Origin of the sequence: Pseudosulfitobacter pseudonitzschiae (assembly GCF_002222635.1) — a bacterium.
GTDB classification, from domain to species: Bacteria; Pseudomonadota; Alphaproteobacteria; order Rhodobacterales; family Rhodobacteraceae; genus Pseudosulfitobacter; species Pseudosulfitobacter pseudonitzschiae_A.
In genome coordinates, this window is the sequence record NZ_CP022417.1 from 260,606 (window position 1) to 280,335 (window position 19,730).

Sequence of the window (19,730 nt, forward strand, 5' to 3'; positions counted from 1 at the left end):
GATAATCCTTGGGCGGCAACCGCAGAGCGGTTTGTCATGTCAGGGAAAGGTTTGGCAGGCGGGCAATGCACCCACCTGCCTGTGCGTAGGGCCTATTCAGCCGGGCGCATCGCCTTGATTTCTTCGTCGGTGGGCATGTAGCCATCAGGGGAATTATAGGTCCAATCCACCATCACGCCTTTGCCATCTTGCAGTGCGAGGGTGCCGACATAGGCGCCCATGGTCGACTGGTTGTCGATTTCGCGGTAGCTGAGCACGCCAATGGGCGTGTCGGGAATTTCCAATCCTTCAAAGGCCGCGATCAGCGAGGCAGTGTCGGTGGCGCCCGCTTTTTCGATGGCGGCCGCGATGGATTTCGCATTGAGGTAACCGACCAGCGAGCCGATCTTGGGGCTTTCGCCGGTTGCTGCCATATAGGCATCAACAAAGGCCTGTTCGGGCGTGCCCTCGTCAAAGCCGTACCAAGGATAGCCGGTCACGAACCAACCTTCGGGGGCTTCGTCGCCCAAGGGTTCCAGATATTCGGGTTCACCCGAAAGCAGGCCGTATACCTTGCGGTCGTCAAACAGACCACGATCGCCGCCTTCGCGGACCAGTTTGGCAAGATCGGTGCCAAAGGTGACGTTATAGATCGCATCCGGTTTGGCGCGTTCGATGGCCTGCACTTCGGCACCGGCGTCGATCTTGAACAGGGCGGGCCATTGCTCGGCCACGAATTCAACCTCGGGCTTGAGCTTTTTCAGGTTGGCTTTGAACGCTGCAACGGCGTCCTGCCCGTAGGCATAGTTGGGCGCGATGGTAGCATAGCGGATTGCATCAGTCTTGGCGGCTTCTTCGGCCAGCATTGCAGCCTGAATCCACGTCGAGGCCCGCAGACGGAAAGTGTTCGGGTTGCCCGAGCTCCAGACAAGGCTGTCGGCCAGTGGTTCGGCTGCAAGGTAGAGATAATCTTTTTCAGCGGCAAAGGACGACAGCGCCAGACCGACGTGCGACAGGATCGAACCGGTCAGCATCACGGCGCCATCACGTGTCATCAGCTCTTCGGCGATCTTGACCGCTTCGGCGGGATCGCCCTGATCATCGCGATAGATGAATTCAAGCGGCTTGCCCAGCACGCCGCCCGCGTCGTTGATTTCTGTAAGCGCCAGCTCAATACCCAGTTTGTAGGGTTCGGCAAAAGCGGCCATACGTTTGTAATGGTTGATTTCGCCGATCTTGATGGTGTCCTGTGCCATTGCGGCGATGGGGGCCATCGTAAGGGCGGCAGCAGCAGCAAGCAGGGTGCGTCGCGTGAAGGTCATCGGTGTCTCTCCTATTGGTGGCAGCGGTTGCGGCCAATCTTGTTGGGTGGCAGTCGTTGCTGCCGTTTTGTCCGGTCTGACGCCGGCTAGTCGTGGTATACAAAGGCAGGCGACGGGTCACTTGCCAGATCTTCGGTCCGTTCCAGTTCAATCAAGTCGTTGATCCGCTTGCGGTACACAAGGGGCCCCTTGTCGATTGCGATCCGAATGGGGCGGCGTTTGGCGGGTCGGTTCTCTTCCTCCTGCACGGCTTCGAGGATTTCCTTGTCCTCTTGAAAGGCGACGCGGAACATTTTGTCCATGGTCACTTCGGCCTCTGGATCGTCAATGGCGGTGTTGCGGATGTGCATCCAGCGATCGATTGTATGGGTCTCGGTCACCGGTGTGATAAAGTGCAGGGCAAAGATACGCACGCCTTTGTTGCGGTCTTCTTCGGCAATGGCATCCCCTGTAGGGGCTGAACCAAAGTCGATGATGGCAGTGCAGGGTGTGTAAAGGTAGTAATAATGCCAGCGGTCGACGTTGCCTGTGAACCCGCCGAAACCCTTGAAAAATCCGATGGGTTCCGCATCACGTATCCAGCGCCATGCAAGGATCGCCTCGCCCTCGGTCTGGACGTGTACCGGCACGTTTTCCGAGGCGGCATTGCCCAATGTTGTGGGATGCACAAAGCTGACGTGCGCGGGGTCCACAAGGTTTTCGGCCACGTTGAGATAGTTGGATTTCAGATGCAACGCATCGCCATGGTGCACCTTCCAGCCTGGATCGGTGAACTCTGGCATGTCGAACACTTTGGACGTGTCCGCGCGGGCGGGGTCACCCATCCAGATCCAGACAATGCCGTGGCGTTCTTCGATCGGGAATGCGTCGACATAGGCGGATTTTGGCAGGTTTGTCTGGCCGGGCACGCGCACGCAGGCGCCCGAGCAATCAAAGGTCAGCCCGTGATAGCCGCATTGCACATTGTCGCCCACGCGCTTGCCTTTGGACAGCGGCAACAGACGGTGCGGACAGCGGTCTTCGAGGGCGACGACGCCGCCATCGGATTTGCGGTACATGACGATATGATCGCCAAGAATGGTGAAACGGCGCAGGTCGTCGTCGATCTCGGTGGACCAAGCGGCTACGTACCAAGCGTTGCGAATGAATTTCGACATGTTCTACTCCTTGGCTATGTGTTTAGCGCAGTCCATCCGCACCGGTGATGTCTTCATGGCGCAAGCCGCCGACGCGGGGGTTGGGGCGTCCGGCCCGTTGCAGCGCCACAGCGACCACAATTTCGCCACGGCGCGGCGCGTCGGGCAATTGCAAGCGCATTGCGTCAAAGTGGCTGCGCACATAGGCAGCGTCCTTGTGGCCCAGTGGTACGTCAATCACACTGCCCGGACCACCCATCGCCTTGGATGAGGGGACCAGCGCCCTGCCGCCGCCCACCACATCGCGCAGGGGCGCGCCCAGCATCGGGTGCAACAGGGCGGCGGCGTGTTCCAACTCGCCGTCTTCGCCCACAAGAGCGGCCTTGCCATAGCCCTGAACATCGCCAGCAGCGCACCCCAATGCGGCAAGCGCCTGTTGGCCCAGCATCGTGCCCAATTCGGCGCCGGTGTTGATCAACACGCCCAGATCTTCGACGTAGCGGCCCGCAACGGGGTTCGCGATCACAGCCGCGGCCAAAGCGCGCTGCGCCGGGGGCGAAACGGGCTGACCCATCTCGGTCCGTGTCTCTTCGACCAGCGTTATGATCCGGCGCAGTTTCACCGCAATCCGTCCTCGCCTTTGATGTCTTCGGCGGCCAGTCCACCGACACGGGCGTGGATACGCGAACCCGTGGTCATGACCAACACCAGCAGGATTTCATCCGCTTTCGGTGCATCTGACAGGCCAACTTCCATCGCGTCAAAGTGACTGCGCACATAGGCGGCGTTGGTGTGGGTGATTGGCACGTCCAGACGTGTGCCGGGCGCGCCCAGCTTTTTTGTCGAAGGCACGATGGCCATGCTGTCGGCGATCTTTTCGCGCATCGCATAGCCGCCCGGAACATGCCAAAGTGCGCCGTGTTCAAGCTCGCCGTTGGTGCCGACGATGGCCCCTTTGCCGTAACCCTGAATGCTAGCTGGATCACCCCCGAGGGCGTCAATCAGGTCTTGTGCCATTTGCGCACCCAGCGGTTTGAGGTCTTCCATAAAGCCCTGAATATCTTCGACATAACGCCCCGCAAAAGGGTTCGCGATCACGGTCATGCAGGACGCACGGCGCAGGGGCGTTTTCGGGGCGGGGCCTCCTTCGTGAAAGATCGTTTCGGTCAGGATCGCCGATTTGCGGATTTGCGGTTCAGGCATGGGTTAATTCCTTGGGCTGTATTTGGTCCCGCGCGTCGCGGGCCGTAAGGGTGATGCCGACCATGCGTCTTTGGCCCTGAGAGGCAAGACATGCACCCGCAATCAGGTCGCGTGCGGCAAAGTCGCAGGCAACAGCGGCGCCTCGGTCAAGCGCTGTGTGAAGGTCGTGGGCGGGCAGGGAGGCCACGTCGGTTGTGACCAGCCGCGCGCCCAGATCGCTGTCTGGCGACAGGCTGTTGGCAGGCGCGCGCGTGATCGCCGGGTGGCCCGGCAGGTCAATGGCATTGGCAATCAGCGTTGCCGCCACGTCCGCCATCGCAGCTGTGCGCGCCAGAACGGTTACCGCGTCAGCAATTCCCAGCGAATACGAGCGGCCCCGCCAGCCCGAGGTGGCCACACCACCGATGCCATCGTGCGGCCCGATCCGCGCCTGTGCGCCGGGCGCGGCGGTGACGGGGTCTTCGCAGATGGCAAGATTCAGGGGCTGGTCTGCTGTCCACAGGGCAATATCGCCACCATTGTTTACATGGGCACGGGACAATCCGTGATCCGGTGTCAGCATTGCCTTCAGGATATGGTCTGCAACGGCCCCCGCGACGGCGGCCATCGGGGTGACAAAGGTGGGCGCGAAAGGGCGCACCGCCTGCTGCATTTTTTGCGCAATCGCACCGGTCAGCATTGGACCTCCGCTTTGACGCAGGTGCGGCAGGTCCGACACCAGATCGGTCAGCACCGGCTGAAATGCATCCCGGGCACGATGATACGCGGCCCTTACGGCCTGTGCCGAACCTTCGGCAGTCACGATCAGGTCGATGGGGCCATGGACCAGACGCAGGTGGCCGTCTGGTGACAGATGCGCGGTTGGGGTTTCCTGCCAACTCACTTTGTCACCTGCGGTTTTGTGTCAGATGAGACGGGCCAGGGGGCACCGCTTTTGCGTGCCTCGGAGCGTTGACCGGAAAGACGGTGATCGTTCTGGCGTCCCTTTTGGCCACGCAGGGCATCTTCGAGCGGCATGACGTAATCCATATGTCCGCCAAGCGCTGCATAATCAGCGGCTGCCATGGTGAATTCGATCGGTGCGACCAGTGCCGGAGTGGGCACATATCCGAATGCGTTTTTTGGCATCTGTGTGACATCAGCCATAAAGGTAATGCCGCCACCGGGCCAGATGAACACCGGCGCACCGCCCGAAGTCACGCGTGTCAGCCGTGACTGGACCGAGCGGGTCAACGACACAGGGTTTTCCGTCACGCCCGAGCGCAATGATCCACCGGCACCAGCCATGAATAGAACGGACGCCATTGAGGGTTCGCAGTTTTCTTCGATTCGGCGGACCGAGGGCAGCAGCCGCGCAGGCATGTCCTGTTGGACGGGCACCAGATCTTCGTTCAGTTCGTAGTAGGCGGCGTTTTCACCAGTGGTCGAAACCATGAGCAGCGACAGACCTGGGCGTGCCTGATCGGGTTTCCACGTGTCCAGAATGGTCAGCGGATCGGTCAGATCGGTGCCGCCCCAGCCGGTTCCGGGCTCGGCCACCTGAAAATAGCGTCCGGGGGTCGAGCGCCGCCCTTTGATCTTGATGCCTGAAGGTTCCCAGCCAATGACTTTGCCTGCCTGATGCTCGGACATTACGCCGGTGATGTGGTCGTCGACCACCACGACCTCATCCACTAGCCCCTGCCATTGGGCGGCGAACATTCCCACAGTGGCAGAGCCGCAGCCGACGCGCATGCGCTCCTCGCGTTGGCCGTTGACGACGGGCGCCTGCCCTGCGGTGATTTCAAGTTCGGCACCGTTGTCGATGGCCAGCACGACGGTTTCGCCATTGCACAGAGCGAGAAGCGAGGCACAGGTTGTGCGCCCTTCTTTCTTGGAGCCTCCCGTTAGATGGTTGACCCCGCCCAGCGATAGCATTTGCGAGCCGTATTCCGAGGTTGAGACATGGCCGATCACCTCGCCATCGGCGCGCACGGCGGCGCATTCGCTACCAAGGTGGCGGTCGGTGTCGATCTTTACCTTGGCCCCACAGTAGGAAAAGATGCCTTCGGTCACTACGGTGATCATGTCGACACCTGCGGATTTCGACGCGACGATAAAGGGTGCAGGTTTATAGTCGGGGTAGGTTGTGCCCGACCCGACAGCGGTGATGAACGTGTCGTCGCCTGACACCAGATCGCCATCCCATTCCCGGTCAAGAAACGGCACCAGTGGCGTGTCGCCGCGGTTTTCCAGAATCGTCAGCGGGTCAAGACGCACTAATTCGCCACCCTCGTTGGCATAGCGGTCGCAGGCTCCCGAACGGCCATCGGCGATATAGCACATGACCGGACACGCGTCGCAGCGGATCTTTTCCGGCTTGGCGGCCTGAGGGCGTTTGGTAGATGTGTCGGTCACGGTTCGGGCTCCGGGGTCTTGGCTAGCGGGCGAGTCACTTCGGATGTGCAATTCGTTTGTATACGAACGCACAGCGCCCGTTCCTGTGTCAACAGTTTTGCGCGGATGAGTGTCATGGGTCAGTCCACAAAAGCCTTTTCGACCACGAATTCAGCAGGGCGGTTGTTTGCACCTTCTTCAAGGCCAAGCTCGAGGCAGATGCTTCGGCAATCGGCCAGCATCTCCATCGAACCGCAGATCATCACGCGGTCATCGGCGGCGGTGATCGGGGGCACGTTCAGCGCAGTATATATATCGCCCGAGCGGATCATGTCGGTGATGCGTCCTTTGACTTTATACGCTTCGCGGGTGGCGGTGTTGAACAGACGCAGGCGGCCTTGGGCCATCTCGCCCACCAGTGGATCGCCAAGGGCGGCATCGGTGATTTCTTGCCCGAAAGTCAGTTCGGCCACCTCGCGGCAGCCATGACACAAGATCACTTCGTCAAAGCGCTCATAGGTTTCGGGATCGCGAATCAGCGACGCAAAAGGTGCGATGCCGGTACCGGTCGACAGCATCCACAACCGCTTGCCGGGGGTCAGTGCATCCAGCACCAGCGTTCCCGTAGGTTTCTTGCGCATCAATATAGTGTCGCCCACTTGAATGTTTGCCAAATGCTCGGTCAGCGGGCCATCCGGTACCTTGATCGAGTAAAATTCCAGCGTGTCGTCCCAAGCAGGTGAGGCGATGGAGTAGGCGCGCATAACGGGGCGTTCTGCGTTGGGCAGGCCAATCATCACAAACTCTCCCGAGCGAAAGCGGAAGGTCGCAGGCCGCGTCACCCGAAAGCGGAACAGGCGGTCGGTATAGTGCTGCACTTCGGTGACTGTCAGGCCAAAACAGGCTGCGGGTATATCGAATCCCGCAGGCCGCCCCTGAACAATGGGGTCGAGGGCAAGTTCGGTCATCACAGTGCTCCTTTTTGCATCATTTCAGGGCAGATGTTGCGTCAAAAATCGTTCGTACACAAATGAAAAAAGTTTTTTCGGGATCAGAGGGTCAAAAGTAATTACAACGATTGACAACTTTTCGTGCAAGTTTCTACGGTGTGCCTGTATCGTTTGCACACAAATGAAGCCCCGACATCTTTTGGGGCACAAGAGAGGCCCCTATGACGCTTCATCGACCTGATACATTGGATGCTGTTCTTGCCTTGCTGGCCAATAGGGGCAGGGTGATTCTGGCGGGGGGAACGGACGTCTATCCGGGTTTGCGGGACGCGTCGCCGCCTGCGCTGATGATAGATGTGTCTGGCGTGGCCGGCATGCGGGGGATCACGCGGGCCGGGAGCGACTGGCGGATCGGAGCAGCGACGACATGGACAGATGTGATCCGCGCAAAACTGCCACCGCTGTTTGACGGGCTCAAGCAGGCTGCCCGCGAGGTCGGCTCGGTGCAGATCCAGAACACCGGAACGGTTGCTGGCAACCTGTGCAACGCTTCTCCGGCGGCGGACGGGATTCCGGCGCTGATGGCGTTGGACGCAGAGGTGGAACTGACCGGCCTCCAGGGCGTGCGTCGGGTGCCGCTGACAGGGTTCATTCAGGGTATCCGCAAGGTTGATCTGGCAGCGGATGAGTTGATGACGGCGATACTTGTAGCGGATGCGCCGGGCTGTGGTGCATTCCGCAAACTGGGCGCGCGGCGGTATCTGGTGATCTCGATCGCGATGGTCGGGGCTGTGGTGCAGACCGATGGGGGGCGCATCCTGCGGGCCCGTGTCGCTGTGGGGTCTTGTTCGCCGGTCGCGCGACGGCTGGCCGATCTGGAGGCGGCGCTTGCGGGGGCCTCTGTCAGTGACGTGTCGGGGATCGTTGACGATACGGTGCTGGGCGAGTTGACGCCGATTGATGATGTGCGGGCCAGTGCCGCCTATCGGATGGATGCGGTGCGCACATTGGTGCGGCGCACGCTGTTGGATACTGTGGAGAATTCTGATGTCGCTTGATGAACCCAAAGGCCACATCGGCCTGACCCTGAACGGTGACGAAATTACCGTACCGGCCTCGCCCACGGCGCGGCTGTCCGAAGTGTTGCGCGAAAGTGCGGGTGCGCTGGACGTCAAGGTGGGCTGCAACGCGGGTGATTGTGGCGCGTGTACTGTGCTGCTGGATGGATCACCGGTCTGTGCGTGCATCACAGCAGCCGGACAGGTGCAGGGCCGCCGTGTCGAGACTCAATCAGGATTGGTGGCGCAGGACGCCGATGCCGCGCGACTGGCGCAGGCGTTCCAGCGGCATCAGGCGGCACAATGCGGGATTTGCACACCGGGCATGATGGTATCGGCGGTGGCACTGCTGCGATCGGGGGAGACATTGACCGAAGAACGGGTGGCGGATGCATTGGGTGGCGTTCTGTGCCGGTGCACCGGCTATCGCAAGATCATCGCGGCGGTACTGGATGCCAGCACAGCACCTGACATCATGACCGAGGGCGGCGTGGGCGCGCGGGTGGCGCGGTTGGACGGGTGGCCCAAGGTTTCGGGCGCAGAACGGTTTGGCGACGATGTGGCCCCTGCGGATGCGCTGGTGGTGCGGGTGATCCGGTCGCCGTTTCATCGGGCCGGTTTCAGCTTTGGCGATCTGGACGCCTTTCGCCACGAAAGCGGGTTGGATTTAATCCTGACGGCGCGCGATGTGCCGGGCCAAAACCTGTTTGGTGTCATTCCGGGGTTTGTTGACCAACCCGTCTTTGCCGTTGACGAAGCACGGTTCAAAGGTGAGGCGGTGGCTGCTGTTGTGGGGCGCCCCGAGGTGCTGGATGCAATGGGAGCGTTTCCGGTAAGCTGGCAAGAACGCGACGCGAACCTGAGCCCGACTTTGGCTGATACCGCAATGTTGCTGCATCCGGACCGTGCGGGGAACGTTATGTGTCGGGGCCTTGTTGCGCGGGGCGACGCTGACGCGGCCCTGACACGTGCCGCGCACGTTGTTTCGGGTGATTTTTCGACTGGGTTCATCGAACACGGGTATATTGAACCCGAAGCGGCCGTGGCCCGCAGGGTGGGTGACCGGATCGAAGTGCAATGCTGTACGCAGGCGCCCTATATGAACCGCGATGCACTGGCTGGAATTTTGGGCCTGACACCTGATGCGGTGCGTATTCTGCCTACGGCGGTTGGCGGCGGCTTTGGTTCCAAGCTGGACCTGACCGCGCAGCCCTATGTCGCGCTGGCAGCGTGGAAACTGGGGCTGCCGGTGCGCATGGCCTATACCCGCGCCGAAAGCATCGCCAGTTCGACCAAGCGCCATCCTTCCGAGATTTCAATGAAGATCGGTGTCGACGCCGAGGGGCGGATCCTGGCGGCAAGGTTTGACGGGATATTCAATACGGGTGCGTATGCAAGCTGGGGGCCGACGGTGGCCAACCGTGTGCCGATTCACGCATCTGGCCCCTACCGGACGCCCAACTACGAGGCCAACAGCGCGGGGATTCACACCAATACCGCGCCTGCTGGTGCATTTCGGGGGTTTGGTGTGCCGCAATCCGCCGTGGCCCAAGAGCAGCTTTTTGATCTACTGGCGGAAAAGCTGGGCATGGATCGGCTGGCGTTTCGCCGTCTGAACTGTTTGCAAGACGGCGATCCAACGGTGACCGGACAGGTATTTGATACCGGTATGGGTATCGACGCCTGTTTTGACGCGCTGAAACCGGAATGGGAGCGGGCCTTGGCAGACGCTGCGGCGTTCAACGCAGCGCATAAGCAGACCAAACGCGGGGCCGGTGTCGCCGGTGGCTGGTATGGCTGCGGCAACACGTCGATGTCGAACCCCTCGACCATCCGGGCGGGGGTGACGTCGGATGGCACGTTGATGTTGCATCAGGGCGCGGTGGATATCGGGCAGGGGTCAAACACCGTGATCGCGCAGATATTTGCGCATGCGTTGGGTGTGCCGCTGTCGCAGGTCACGCTGATCGGGGCCGATACCGACCAGACACCCGATGCGGGCAAAACCTCGGCCAGTCGCCAGACGTTTATCACCGGCAATGCTGCGCGGGTGGCGGGGGAAGCGTTGCGCGCGCAGATCTTACGGCTGGGCAATGTGGGCGACGGCGCTGCGATTTCGTTCGAAGATGGTGTGATCGAGTTGTCCGAAGGCGACGTGGTGCGTCGTATCAAACTGCCAAAGGCCGAAGGCTATGCGTTGGAGGTCGTCGAAAGCTATGACCCGCCGACGCTGCCGCTGGACGAAAAGGGACAGGGTTCGCCCTATGCGGTGTTCGGCACGGCGGCGCAGATGGTCGAGCTGGAAGTGGATATGGAGCTGGGTACGGTAAAGCTGCTGCGGTTTCTGGCCGCGCATGATGTGGGCCGTGCGATCAACCCGCTGCTGGTCGAAGGCCAGATCGAGGGCGGGATTGCGCAGGGCATCGGCCTTGCGCTGATGGAAGAATTTCTGCCCGGACGCACCGAAAACCTGCACGATTACCTAATCCCAACGATTGGCGATGTGCCTGATATTACTTCGATCATCGTGGAATCGGGTGATGCGCACGGACCATACGGAGCCAAAGGGTTGGGCGAGCATTGCCTGATCCCCACGGCACCCGCCATTCTCAACGCCATCGCCCATGCCAGTGGTGCGCGGATACATCATTTGCCCGCGACGCCCGACAAGCTGCGCGCCGCCATTCTGGCAATCAAGGACAGATCATCCACATGACCGAAGCGAAAGAACTGAGCGGCAGCTTTGCCGGAATTGACGTGGGCGGGACTTTTACCGACCTTGTACACTACGACAGCAAGACGGGCCGCGTGAAACTGGCCAAGGTGCCGACGACGCTGGACAATCAGGCGCACGGGGTGCTGGCGGCCCTGGACGCCGCCGAAGTGGATGCCGCGACGCTGGATCTGATCGTGCATGGAACGACGACCACCACCAATGCGGTGCTGGAACGGCGGCTGTGCAAGACGGGGCTGGTGACCACCATGGGCTTTCGCGACGTGCTAGAGCTGGGGCGGCGCACGCGTCCACAGGCTTATGGCATGTCCGGCCAGTTTCGCCCCCTGATCCCGCGCGATCTACGGCTGGAGGTGCCGGAACGTACGCTGGCGGATGGTTCCGAGTATCTGCCGCTGGACGAAGACGCGTTGCGCGTGGCCTTGCGGCAGCTGGTGGCCGAGGACTGCGAAGCCTTGGTGATCCACTTCCTGCACGCCTATGCCAACCCCGCGCATGAAATCCGCGCGGGCGAGATTGCGCGCGAGGAATGGCCCAACGGGAACATCACGCTGGGCCATGCGCTGCTGTCGGAAAGCCGCGAGTTCGAACGCGGCGTGACGGCGGCTGTGAACGCGTCGGTGCAGCCGTTGCTGCGGCGCTATGTCGAACGGCTGGCCGACCGGTTGGCCGAACGCGGTTATACCCGCGATCTGCTGGTGATGAACGGCAACGGCGGCATGGTGTCGGCGCGGATCGTGGCGGAGGAGGCGGCCAAGACGGTGATGTCCGGCCCTGCCTCGGGCGTGATGGCGGCAGCTTATACAGGGCGGCGCGCGGGCATACCCGACTTGCTGACCTATGACATGGGCGGCACCAGCACCGACGTCGCGATGATCCGTGGCGCCGATCCCGCAGTCAGCCACGAGATCGAGATCGAATATGCGATGCCGATCCATGTGCCGATGGTCGACGTGCGCACCGTGGGCGCCGGAGGCGGCTCGATTGCGCGGGTCAATGCGGCGGGGCTGTTGCAGGTGGGACCGGACAGCGCCGGATCGACCCCCGGACCGATTTGCTATGGCAAGGGCGGCGAAGAGCCCACGATTTCGGATGCGAACATGCTGCTGGGGCGGATGGACCCCGGCAAGCTGAACACGATTGCGGGCGACGTCTCGATCGACATGATCCGCGGTATCTTTGCCGACAAACTGGGCGATCCGCTGGGGCTGGATGCGGTTCAGGCGGCATCGGCGGTGTTGCGCATTGCCACCGCCAAGATGGCGGACGCGGTACGGATGGTGTCGATTTCGCTGGGCGAAGACCCGCGAGATTTTGCGCTGTTCGCCTTTGGCGGGGCGGGGCCGCTGCACGCCTGTGCGATTGCCCGCGAACTGGGTGTGCCGCGCGTGCTGGTGCCAGCGCGACCCGGTATCACCAACGCCTTGGGCTGTATCGTCGCCGACCTGCGCCATGACTTTGTGCAGACGGTGAACACCCCGCTGGACCTATGCGATATCGACGAAGTGCACGCCGCCTTTTCCCGCCAGATCGACGATGGCAAGGCCGCGATTGGCCGCGAGCGGGTCGAGATTGCCGAACTGCGCGTGATGCATTCTGTCGACATGCAGTTTATCGGCCAGACCCATCTGCTGCGCGTGCCGCTGCCCGATGCGACACCCGACCGCGCCGTGCTGCAATCGCTGTTTGAAGAAGCGTATTTCCGACGCTTTCAGGTCAGCCTGCCGGAAATCCGGCCTGCACTGGTCAATGTGAACACTTCTGTGATCGGGCGGCGCGCCGAGGTGGATCTGTCGCTGTTGATCGACAAGGACCAGCGCCGCGCGACGCTGGCCGAGGCGCAGACAGGCACGCGGCCTGTGTGGTTCGACGGCTGGATTGATACGCCGGTTTATTGGCGCGACCACCTGCCTGCGGATGCGCAGCTGGTGGGGCCGGTGATTGTGGAGCAGATGGATTGCACGCTGGTGATGGAACCGGATGATACCGCCACGCAGGATGCCGACGGCAATCTGATCGTAACATTAGGAGTTCCGTCATGACGATTGATCCTATTACGCTGACCGTGATCCAGTCGGGCCTGCAACAGGTCTGCGACGAGATGGATCTGTCGTTTTCGCGGGCCGCCTTCTCTCCGGTGATTGCCGAGGCGAATGACCGCTCGGACGGGATTTATTCTGCCCATGATGGCAGTCTGATTGCCCAGGGCTCGCAAGGGCTGCCGGTGTTCGTCGGCACGATGCAGTTTTCGACCGCGACGCTGATCGAAATGATCGCCAATGGCAAGGCGGCCGCGCCAAAGCCGGGCGATATCTATATCGTGAACGATCCCTATCTGGGCGGCACGCACTTGATGGATGTCCGCTTTGCCATGCCGGTCTGGCGTGACGGAGAGATTTTCTGCTGGCTGTCGAACACCGGCCACTGGCCCGATACGGGCGGCGCGGTGCCGGGGGGGTTTTCGGCCTCGGCCACGTCGGTCGAACAAGAGGGGCTGCGGCTGCCGCCCGTACGTCTGTTCAAGGAAGGCACGCTTGACGCCGAGATTTACGCGATCATCTGCTCCAACATCCGTGTTTCCGAACAGCGGATCGGGGACGTCAAGGCGCAGGCGGCGGCGCTCTATGTCGGGCAATCGCGGCTGGTGCGGATGCTGGATCGCTATGGCGATGACACGGTGCGCGAAGCGATTGCCGAGTTGCGCACGCGCGCGGCACAGCAGATGCGCGCGAATATCGCCGCGATCCCGCCGGGTGTGTACCGTTCGACCGCTTATGTGGACAGCGACGGCGTGGTGAACGAGCCGTTGGAAATCCGGCTGGCGATCACGGCGGATGGCGATACGCTGAGCTTTGATTTTACCGGCTCGTCGGCACCCTGTGCAGGGCCGATGAATTCGGTTCTGGCGACGACACATTCGTCGGTCTATCTGGCGATGCGGCATATCTTTCCCGATGTGCCGATCAGCGCAGGCGCGTTCGAGCCGTTGCAGATTGTCCGGCCTGCGGGTACCTTCCTGGATGCGCAGTATCCGCGCCCGGTGTCGGGCTGTGCCGCAGAAGTCAGCCAACGGATCGCCGAGGCGGTCTTTGCTGCACTCGTCGTGCCTTTGCCAGACCTTGTGACTGCTGCCCCTGCCGGCTCGTCGGGCAACTTTGCGCTTGGCGGGGATATTCCCGAAGAGGGGCGCAGCTATGTGATGTACCAGATTTCGGGCGGCGGTTACGGGGGCTATGCGGCGGGCGACGGGATTTCGAACGGCTGTTCAACCATCGGAATTTCCAAATCACCACCTGTCGAGATCATGGAGCAGCAGTTTCCGATCATGTACCACCGCTATGCGCTGCACGACGGGTCGGGCGGTGCGGGCACGCAGCGGGGCGGTTTCGGGCTGGATTACGAGGTGGAAATCCTGCGCGGCACGGCGCGGGCCAGTTTCGTGATGGATCACGGGCGATTCGGGCCGCAGGGCGTTCTGGGTGGCGAAGATGGTGGCGTGAACTGCGTTGAGGTCACCCAATCGGGCAAGAGTTTCGTGCCTGAACATCTGTCAAAGGCACAGGATATCGCGCTGAAGGCCGGCGACCGTGTGCGGGTGCGCACCCCCGGTGGTGGCGGCTATGGTCCGGCCAAGGATCGTGATCCCGCGCTGGTGGCTGAGGACGTGCGGCTGGGGCGGTATACTGCGGAAGAAGCAGCGCAACTGTTCGGCTGGCAAGTCACGACCTAGTGGAAATCCCGACTTGGAAACAACCGCTTGGCCTGATCGCGCGGGTGCATGGCGCGGGGTTGGGGGCGTGATCTGGGGGCGTCGTCGGCCTGTGGTTGGGTGATGCCGACGGCGTCGTCCATCGGGTGACCCAGAGCGCTGAGATGGTGCGAGACGTCCTCGACCGTCTGCGCGATGACATGCGCAACGATGCCTTCGCGTTGCAAATAACCCGTGACGCGCAGCAGCCGCCCGCCCATCACGGCGCGGCGGAACTGTTGATAGATCTTGTGCCAGACCACCACGTTCGACACCCCTGTTTCATCCTCGAGCGTTAGAAAAATCACGCCCGACGCGGTGCCCGGTCTTTGGCGGGTGATGACCAGACCGCAAACCGACACGCGCCGCAGCGGGGTGCCGGGCAGGGCGTCGTGCGGGGTCAGCCCGTGCATCCCGGGCCGCAGCAGCTCCATCGGATGCGCCTTGAGCGACAGGCGCATGGCGACGTAATCCTCGACCACTTCTTCGCCTAGATTCATGGCGGGCAGGGTCACGGCGGGTTCGTGAATGCCTTCGCCCTCGATCGGGTCGTTGAACAGCGGCAGGGGCGCGTTGCCCTTGATCGCCTTGACGGCCCATAGCGCATCACGCCGCCCCAGACCAAGGGTGGCATAGGCGTCTGCTTCGGCCAGCCGTTCCAGCACCGCAGGGCCGATGCCCGCACGCAGCCACAGCGCCTCGGGGTCGGGGTATCCGTTGCCGCGCGCCGCCACGATCCATCCGGCGTCTTCCTCGCGAAAGCCTTTGATCTGGCGAAACCCCAGCCGCAGCGCCAGCGTGCCATCGGCGCATCGTTCCAGCGTGTTGTCCCATTCGCTGGTGTTCACGCAGATCGGCCGCACTTCGATCTGGTGTTCGCGGGCGTCGCGCACGATCTGGGCGGGGGCGTAAAAGCCCATCGGTTGCGCGTTCAGCAGCCCGCAGGTAAAGGCGGCAGGGTGGTGCCGTTTCAGCCATGCCGAGACATAGGCCAGCATGGCAAAGGCGGCGGCGTGGCTTTCGGGAAAGCCGTATTCGCCAAAGCCTTCAATCTGGGAAAAACAGCTTTCTGCAAAGGCGGGTTCATAACCGCGTTCCAGCATGCCGTTGATAAACTTTTCGCGCAGTTGACGGATGGTGCCCATCCGTCGAAACGTCGCCATAGAGCGGCGCAGCTTGTCGGCCTCGGACGGGGAAAACCCCGCCGCGACCACGGCGATTTGCATAGCCTGTTCCTGAAACAGTGGCACGCCAAGGGTCCTGCTCAGTACATTTTCAAGCTCGGCCGAGGGGTATTGCACCACTTCGCGCCTTTGGCGTCGGTTGATATAGGGATGCACCATGCCGCCCTGGATCGGTCCGGGGCGCACGATGGCCACCTCGATCACCAGATCGTAGAATTCGCGCGGCTGCATGCGCGGCAAAAAGTTCATCTGCGCGCGGCTTTCCACCTGAAACACCCCGACCGCATCGGCGACGCACAGCATTTGAAACGTGGGCGCATCGTTCTGCGGGACGGTGGCGATACTGTAGCGCGGCCCGCCGTGCTGTGCGATCAGATCGAAAGATTTGCGAATGCAGGTCAGCATCCCCAGCGACAGGATGTCGACCTTGAGGATACCCAGTGCGTCGATGTCGGCCTTGTCCCATTCAATCAGCGTGCGGTCGTCCATCGCGGCGTTTTCGATGGGGCACAGTTCGTCCAGCCGCCCCTTGGTGATGATGAACCCGCCGACATGCTGGCTGAGATGGCGCGGGAAACCGATGATCTCACCGATGCGCTGAATGGTCATGGCAAGGCGCGGATCGCTCATGTCAAGGCCCAGTTCCTTGATCCGTTCAGGATCTGCACCGCCGTTCGATGTGCCCCAGATCTGCCCCGAGAGGTTGGCGGTGACGTCCTTGGACAGACCCATGACTTTGCCCACCTCGTTGATCGCCGCGCGCGAGCGAAAGTGGATTACGGTGGCACAGAGCCCTGCGCGGTGGCGGCCATATTTGGCATAGATGTGCTGGATGACCTCTTCGCGGCGCTCGTGTTCGAAATCGACATCGATGTCGGGCGGTTCTCCTCGGTGTTCGGACACAAAGCGTTCGACCACCATTGTGATGGTTTCGGGGCTGACATCAGTAATGCCCAGCAGATAGCACAGGATCGAATTGGCCGCAGAGCCGCGCCCCTGACATAAAATCCCCTGTGCGCGGGCGAATTGAACGATGTCATGCACCGTCAGAAAATAGGCGGGAAAATCGAGGGTTCTGACCAGCGCCAGTTCCTTGTCCATTTGCGCGATGGTCGTATCTGACGCACCCTCGGGATAGCGGCGGCGCAGTCCCTCGCGGGCCAGTCGCTCCAGCCGTTCTTGCGGGGGTTCGTCACCCGCGATTTCGTCGGGGTATTCATAGCTTAGCTCGCTGAGGCAAAAGCTGCATCTGGCGGCAATCCCGACCGTGTGGCGCAGGGCGGCGGGGTGGTGGACGAACAACCGCTGCATGTCGGCCCCTGCTTTCAGGCGACGTTCGGCATTGGGGAGGGCGCGGGTGCCGATTTCGTCGATGGTGATGTGTTCGCGCAGGCAGGTCAGCACATCGGCCAACTGGCGGCGCGATCCGTGGTGCATCAGCACATCGCCGATGGCCACCATCGGGGCAGCGGTGCGCCGCGCAAGGTCGGCGCAGGCAGAAAAATGGTGCTGGTCGCTGCCGTTATAACGCGGCGCGGCCCCAAGAAACACATGCGCCCGAAAGCATTTTTTCAATGCGATAATATCGGTCTTGCTGCGGTGCAGGGCTGCTTGTGGGACGGCGATCAGGGTCATGCCTGTGCAGCCCGTTTTCAAATCGTGCAAGTCCAGATAACACGCCCCCTTGGGTGCGCGGCGTTTGCCAAGGGTCAGCAGACGCGTCAGACGGCTATAAGCCGCGCGGTCATGCGGCAGGGCGATCCAGTCTGTATCGCTGTCGCGCAGGACCAGCCGCGCGCCGACGATCAGCTTGGGCAGCCGTGCTGTCGGGCCAAGTTCGCGGCGCAGTTCCTTGAGTGCGGAAAAGGCGCGCACGACCCCCGCCAGCGAATTGCGGTCGGTGATCGCCACTGCCGTCAGCCCCAGCGCCGCAGCACGGGTGACCAGTTCTTCGGGGTGGGACGCGCCGCGCAGAAAGGTAAAGTTCGAGGTCACGCACAACTCGGCATAGTCGGAGTCTAAAGAGGGATTGCGCGCGGTCATGCGAATTCTCCCTGAACAAACCAGCCGGGGTTTTGCGGGGTGTAAAACAGCCACAAACGCCGCCCTTGGGTCGTGTCGACCTTCCAGTAATCACGCAGGCCCGTGCGCCAGTTGCCATCGGGCAGCCACCATTCGGGCGCAATGCGTTCGGGGCCGGTGGCGCGTCCGGTGGTCAGCGGAATGCGCCGCCAGCGGAACTGATGCGGCGGGCGCGGGCTGGTCCCTGCAATAGGTTCAGGCGTAAACAGCCGCAGCGGGCGCGGGCGCAACGTGACCCAAGGGCCCTGCGCCGTGCTGTAGGCGGCGGGCGCAATCGTAAAGCTGCGTTCAGGGATGTGGCTGTCGGCGGGCAGGAACCTCTGGATGTTATCCAGCCCGATACGGTTGCCCAGACGGGTGATCAGATCCTCTAGCCCGTCGGGACGGGCGGCGCTGGCGTGGGTGATCTGCGCCTTGGGCAGATGTTCGACCTGTGTGGCCTCCAGACGCAACTGGTCGATGCCAAAGCCCGCATCGATCTGGCCCACGCCCCGTTCGAACAGTGGTAAAATCCGTGCGGCATCATGCATCGGCGCGGCCAGACGCAGTTCAACCTGTTGCGCACCCTGATCGACGCGGCGAAGGCTGAGTTGCAGCCGCCGCGCGCCCATGTCGTGATGTTTCAGCTTGGCGCATAACCGTTCCAGCAGCCGTGCGGTGCCCGCCATCACATCCGCACTCAGACCGACGGGCTCTGGCAGGGTCATGCGCACACCGTAATGGGGGGCGTCGGTCAGTGGGGAAATCACCTCGTCCTGCGCGCCCAATGCCTGATCCAGCCGCAGCACCACATCCTGACCGAAACGGCGGGCGACGGTGGCGCGGGGCAGGGCTATCAGATCGGCAATGGTGCGCACCCCCAGCCGCTGCAACGCGGTGTCGGATTTCGGATCAAGCCGCAGGGCCGCGACGGGCAGGGGGGCGATGTCGGCGTTTTCCTGCACGTTGCGATTCGCGGCCCCGTAATGGCTGAGCGCCCAGGCCGCGCCACGTGTGCCTGCGACCGCCAGCCGCCCGTTCAGACCCGCGCGGGTCAGACGGTGGCGCATGTCGTCCAGCATGGCCGCTTCGCCGCCGAACAGATGTGCCGAACCCGCGATGTTCAGCATCAACCCGTCCGCTCCGTCCAGCCCGACCCACGGGCAATAGCGTTTGCTCCACCGTGCCAGCATGTGCAGAAAACGCGCGTCGGCGCGGGTGTTTGCGGGCTGGCTTTGCAGATCGGGGCAATAGGCGCGGGCATCCGAAAACCCCATGCCGCGATGCAGGCCCTGCGCCTCGGCGGCCTGGTTCAGGCAATAGATGCGATCGCTGTTCTTTTCGTGATGGGTCAGCACAAAGGGACGGCTGGCGGTGCTGTCGACAGGGTGCGCGCGTAGAACCCTATTGCTGGGCAGTCTCGGAAACCACATTGATACGACGCGTTTGGGCATCCCACTTCACTGTCCAAGCCTTAAGTGTACCTGATTTGTTCTTTATAATTTCCCACTGCTGCAGAGTCGAGTCCGACGCTTGGGCAGCGCTGTCGAAAACCGGCGTGCAGCGCCAGCGGGTCTGACTCGCGTTACTGCCCATGCCTTCGGGCAGCAGGCACAGGCCCGTGGTATTGCCCGTCTGCGCGGCCAGTTGCAGACGCCGCCCTTCCGTCAGGCCCACGGGCTGCGAGATTTCCATCACCACCAGCCCCACATTGCCCGAACGCAGGGCCTCTTCCGCCGCCGCCAGAACGTCGAGATGGCTGGGGGTAAGGGCCACAAGCAGGTGCTGCGGGTCAAGATAGGGGGCAAAGCCCACGGGGTTGATCTGTTCGCTTTGCCACGCCTCGCGCACCCACAGCACCGTGCCCGCCAACCGTGCCCCAAGGGCAAAGGCAAAGGCGGTGGCGGATGGCCCGCAGACCTCGTGGGTGCGGGTGATCTTGGGAGGGAAGTGGGCGTGAAAATCTGTCATGATGGGGG

General features: G+C 62.3%; 14 protein-coding genes. 4 read left to right on the plus strand and 10 right to left on the minus strand.

Translation table 11 applies throughout. From position 1 onward, the window contains the following. Nucleotides 1–92: 92 nt before the first annotated feature. The 7 genes from SULPSESMR1_RS20770 to SULPSESMR1_RS20800 all read right to left on the minus strand — a co-directional run bounded on the left by SULPSESMR1_RS20770 (nt 93) and on the right by SULPSESMR1_RS20800 (nt 6,984). Nucleotides 93–1,301 (minus strand): ABC transporter substrate-binding protein, encoded by a 1,209-nt coding sequence (locus SULPSESMR1_RS20770; protein WP_089422949.1) that lies wholly within the window; start codon nt 1,299–1,301, stop codon nt 93–95. An 86-nt stretch (nt 1,302–1,387) separates the two neighbouring features. Next, nucleotides 1,388–2,458, minus strand: a complete 1,071-nt coding sequence (locus tag SULPSESMR1_RS20775) for an aromatic ring-hydroxylating dioxygenase subunit alpha (protein WP_089422950.1) — start codon at nt 2,456–2,458, stop codon at nt 1,388–1,390. A 22-nt stretch (nt 2,459–2,480) separates the two neighbouring features. After that, the gene (locus SULPSESMR1_RS20780; protein WP_089422951.1) at nt 2,481–3,059 is read right to left on the minus strand and encodes an amino acid synthesis family protein; all 579 of its coding nucleotides are present in this window, start codon (nt 3,057–3,059) and stop codon (nt 2,481–2,483) included. Continuing rightward, on the minus strand, nt 3,056–3,640 hold the full coding sequence (locus tag SULPSESMR1_RS20785) for an amino acid synthesis family protein (RefSeq protein ID WP_089422952.1): 585 nt from the start codon (nt 3,638–3,640) through the stop codon (nt 3,056–3,058). The genes SULPSESMR1_RS20780 and SULPSESMR1_RS20785 overlap by 4 nt, the downstream gene beginning before the upstream one ends. Continuing rightward, complete coding sequence (locus SULPSESMR1_RS20790; RefSeq protein WP_089422953.1) at nt 3,633–4,523, minus strand: UPF0280 family protein; 891 nt, start codon at nt 4,521–4,523, stop codon at nt 3,633–3,635. The genes SULPSESMR1_RS20785 and SULPSESMR1_RS20790 overlap by 8 nt, the downstream gene beginning before the upstream one ends. Continuing rightward, on the minus strand, nt 4,520–5,965 hold the full coding sequence (locus SULPSESMR1_RS20795; protein WP_240311397.1) for a 6-hydroxynicotinate reductase: 1,446 nt from the start codon (nt 5,963–5,965) through the stop codon (nt 4,520–4,522). Before SULPSESMR1_RS20795 ends, SULPSESMR1_RS20790 begins: the two co-directional genes overlap by 4 nt. Nucleotides 5,966–6,156: 191 nt before the next feature. Beyond that, nucleotides 6,157–6,984 (minus strand): ferredoxin--NADP reductase, encoded by an 828-nt coding sequence (locus SULPSESMR1_RS20800; RefSeq protein WP_089422955.1) that lies wholly within the window; start codon nt 6,982–6,984, stop codon nt 6,157–6,159. A 203-nt stretch (nt 6,985–7,187) separates the two neighbouring features. Here SULPSESMR1_RS20800 and SULPSESMR1_RS20805 point away from each other — a divergent pair, with 203 nt between their 5' ends. Genes SULPSESMR1_RS20805 through SULPSESMR1_RS20820 form a run of 4 tightly spaced genes read left to right on the plus strand, consistent with a single transcriptional unit; the run spans nt 7,188 to nt 14,488 of the window. Further along, nucleotides 7,188–8,024 (plus strand): FAD binding domain-containing protein, encoded by an 837-nt coding sequence (locus SULPSESMR1_RS20805; RefSeq protein ID WP_089422956.1) that lies wholly within the window; start codon nt 7,188–7,190, stop codon nt 8,022–8,024. Then, a complete protein-coding gene (locus SULPSESMR1_RS20810; protein WP_089422957.1) occupies nt 8,014–10,740 on the plus strand; it encodes a molybdopterin-dependent oxidoreductase in 2,727 nt (908 codons plus the stop codon). Before SULPSESMR1_RS20805 ends, SULPSESMR1_RS20810 begins: the two co-directional genes overlap by 11 nt. Then, on the plus strand, nt 10,737–12,800 hold the full coding sequence (locus SULPSESMR1_RS20815) for a hydantoinase/oxoprolinase family protein (RefSeq protein ID WP_089422958.1): 2,064 nt from the start codon (nt 10,737–10,739) through the stop codon (nt 12,798–12,800). Before SULPSESMR1_RS20810 ends, SULPSESMR1_RS20815 begins: the two co-directional genes overlap by 4 nt. Next, nucleotides 12,797–14,488 carry a hydantoinase B/oxoprolinase family protein gene (locus SULPSESMR1_RS20820; protein ID WP_089422959.1) on the plus strand — a complete coding sequence of 564 codons (1,692 nt, stop codon included), beginning with the start codon at nt 12,797–12,799 and terminating at the stop codon, nt 14,486–14,488. The genes SULPSESMR1_RS20815 and SULPSESMR1_RS20820 overlap by 4 nt, the downstream gene beginning before the upstream one ends. Here SULPSESMR1_RS20820 and SULPSESMR1_RS20825 read toward each other — a convergent pair. The 3 genes from SULPSESMR1_RS20825 to SULPSESMR1_RS20835 are packed head-to-tail and all read right to left on the minus strand — an operon-like array spanning nt 14,485 to nt 19,722. After that, entirely contained in the window at nt 14,485–17,733 is a 3,249-nt protein-coding gene (locus tag SULPSESMR1_RS20825) for an error-prone DNA polymerase (RefSeq protein ID WP_089422960.1), read from the minus strand. The two genes, SULPSESMR1_RS20820 and SULPSESMR1_RS20825, sit on opposite strands and share 4 nt — an antisense overlap. Continuing rightward, nucleotides 17,730–19,184: a Y-family DNA polymerase gene (locus SULPSESMR1_RS20830; protein ID WP_089422961.1), complete on the minus strand. Its 1,455-nt coding sequence runs from the start codon at nt 19,182–19,184 to the stop codon at nt 17,730–17,732. The genes SULPSESMR1_RS20825 and SULPSESMR1_RS20830 overlap by 4 nt, the downstream gene beginning before the upstream one ends. Next, on the minus strand, nt 19,156–19,722 hold the full coding sequence (locus tag SULPSESMR1_RS20835; RefSeq protein ID WP_089422962.1) for an ImuA family protein: 567 nt from the start codon (nt 19,720–19,722) through the stop codon (nt 19,156–19,158). The genes SULPSESMR1_RS20830 and SULPSESMR1_RS20835 overlap by 29 nt, the downstream gene beginning before the upstream one ends. Nucleotides 19,723–19,730 lie beyond the last annotated feature (8 nt).

What these genes read in the sequence shown, in the direction of transcription:
- SULPSESMR1_RS20770 (WP_089422949.1), bottom strand. Translation starts at nt 1,301, where the DNA reads ATGACCTTCACGCGACGCACCCTGCTTGCTGCTGCTGCCGCCCTTACG.
- SULPSESMR1_RS20775 (WP_089422950.1), bottom strand. Translation starts at nt 2,458, where the DNA reads ATGTCGAAATTCATTCGCAACGCTTGGTACGTAGCCGCTTGGTCCACC.
- SULPSESMR1_RS20785 (WP_089422952.1), bottom strand. Translation starts at nt 3,640, where the DNA reads ATGCCTGAACCGCAAATCCGCAAATCGGCGATCCTGACCGAAACGATC.
- SULPSESMR1_RS20795 (WP_240311397.1), bottom strand. Translation starts at nt 5,965, where the DNA reads ATGTGCTATATCGCCGATGGCCGTTCGGGAGCCTGCGACCGCTATGCC.
- SULPSESMR1_RS20800 (WP_089422955.1), bottom strand. Translation starts at nt 6,984, where the DNA reads ATGACCGAACTTGCCCTCGACCCCATTGTTCAGGGGCGGCCTGCGGGA.
- SULPSESMR1_RS20805 (WP_089422956.1), top strand. Translation starts at nt 7,188, where the DNA reads ATGACGCTTCATCGACCTGATACATTGGATGCTGTTCTTGCCTTGCTG.
- SULPSESMR1_RS20810 (WP_089422957.1), top strand. Translation starts at nt 8,014, where the DNA reads ATGTCGCTTGATGAACCCAAAGGCCACATCGGCCTGACCCTGAACGGT.
- SULPSESMR1_RS20815 (WP_089422958.1), top strand. Translation starts at nt 10,737, where the DNA reads ATGACCGAAGCGAAAGAACTGAGCGGCAGCTTTGCCGGAATTGACGTG.
- SULPSESMR1_RS20820 (WP_089422959.1), top strand. Translation starts at nt 12,797, where the DNA reads ATGACGATTGATCCTATTACGCTGACCGTGATCCAGTCGGGCCTGCAA.
- SULPSESMR1_RS20825 (WP_089422960.1), bottom strand. Translation starts at nt 17,733, where the DNA reads ATGACCGCGCGCAATCCCTCTTTAGACTCCGACTATGCCGAGTTGTGC.
- SULPSESMR1_RS20830 (WP_089422961.1), bottom strand. Translation starts at nt 19,184, where the DNA reads ATGTGGTTTCCGAGACTGCCCAGCAATAGGGTTCTACGCGCGCACCCT.
- SULPSESMR1_RS20835 (WP_089422962.1), bottom strand. Translation starts at nt 19,722, where the DNA reads ATGACAGATTTTCACGCCCACTTCCCTCCCAAGATCACCCGCACCCAC.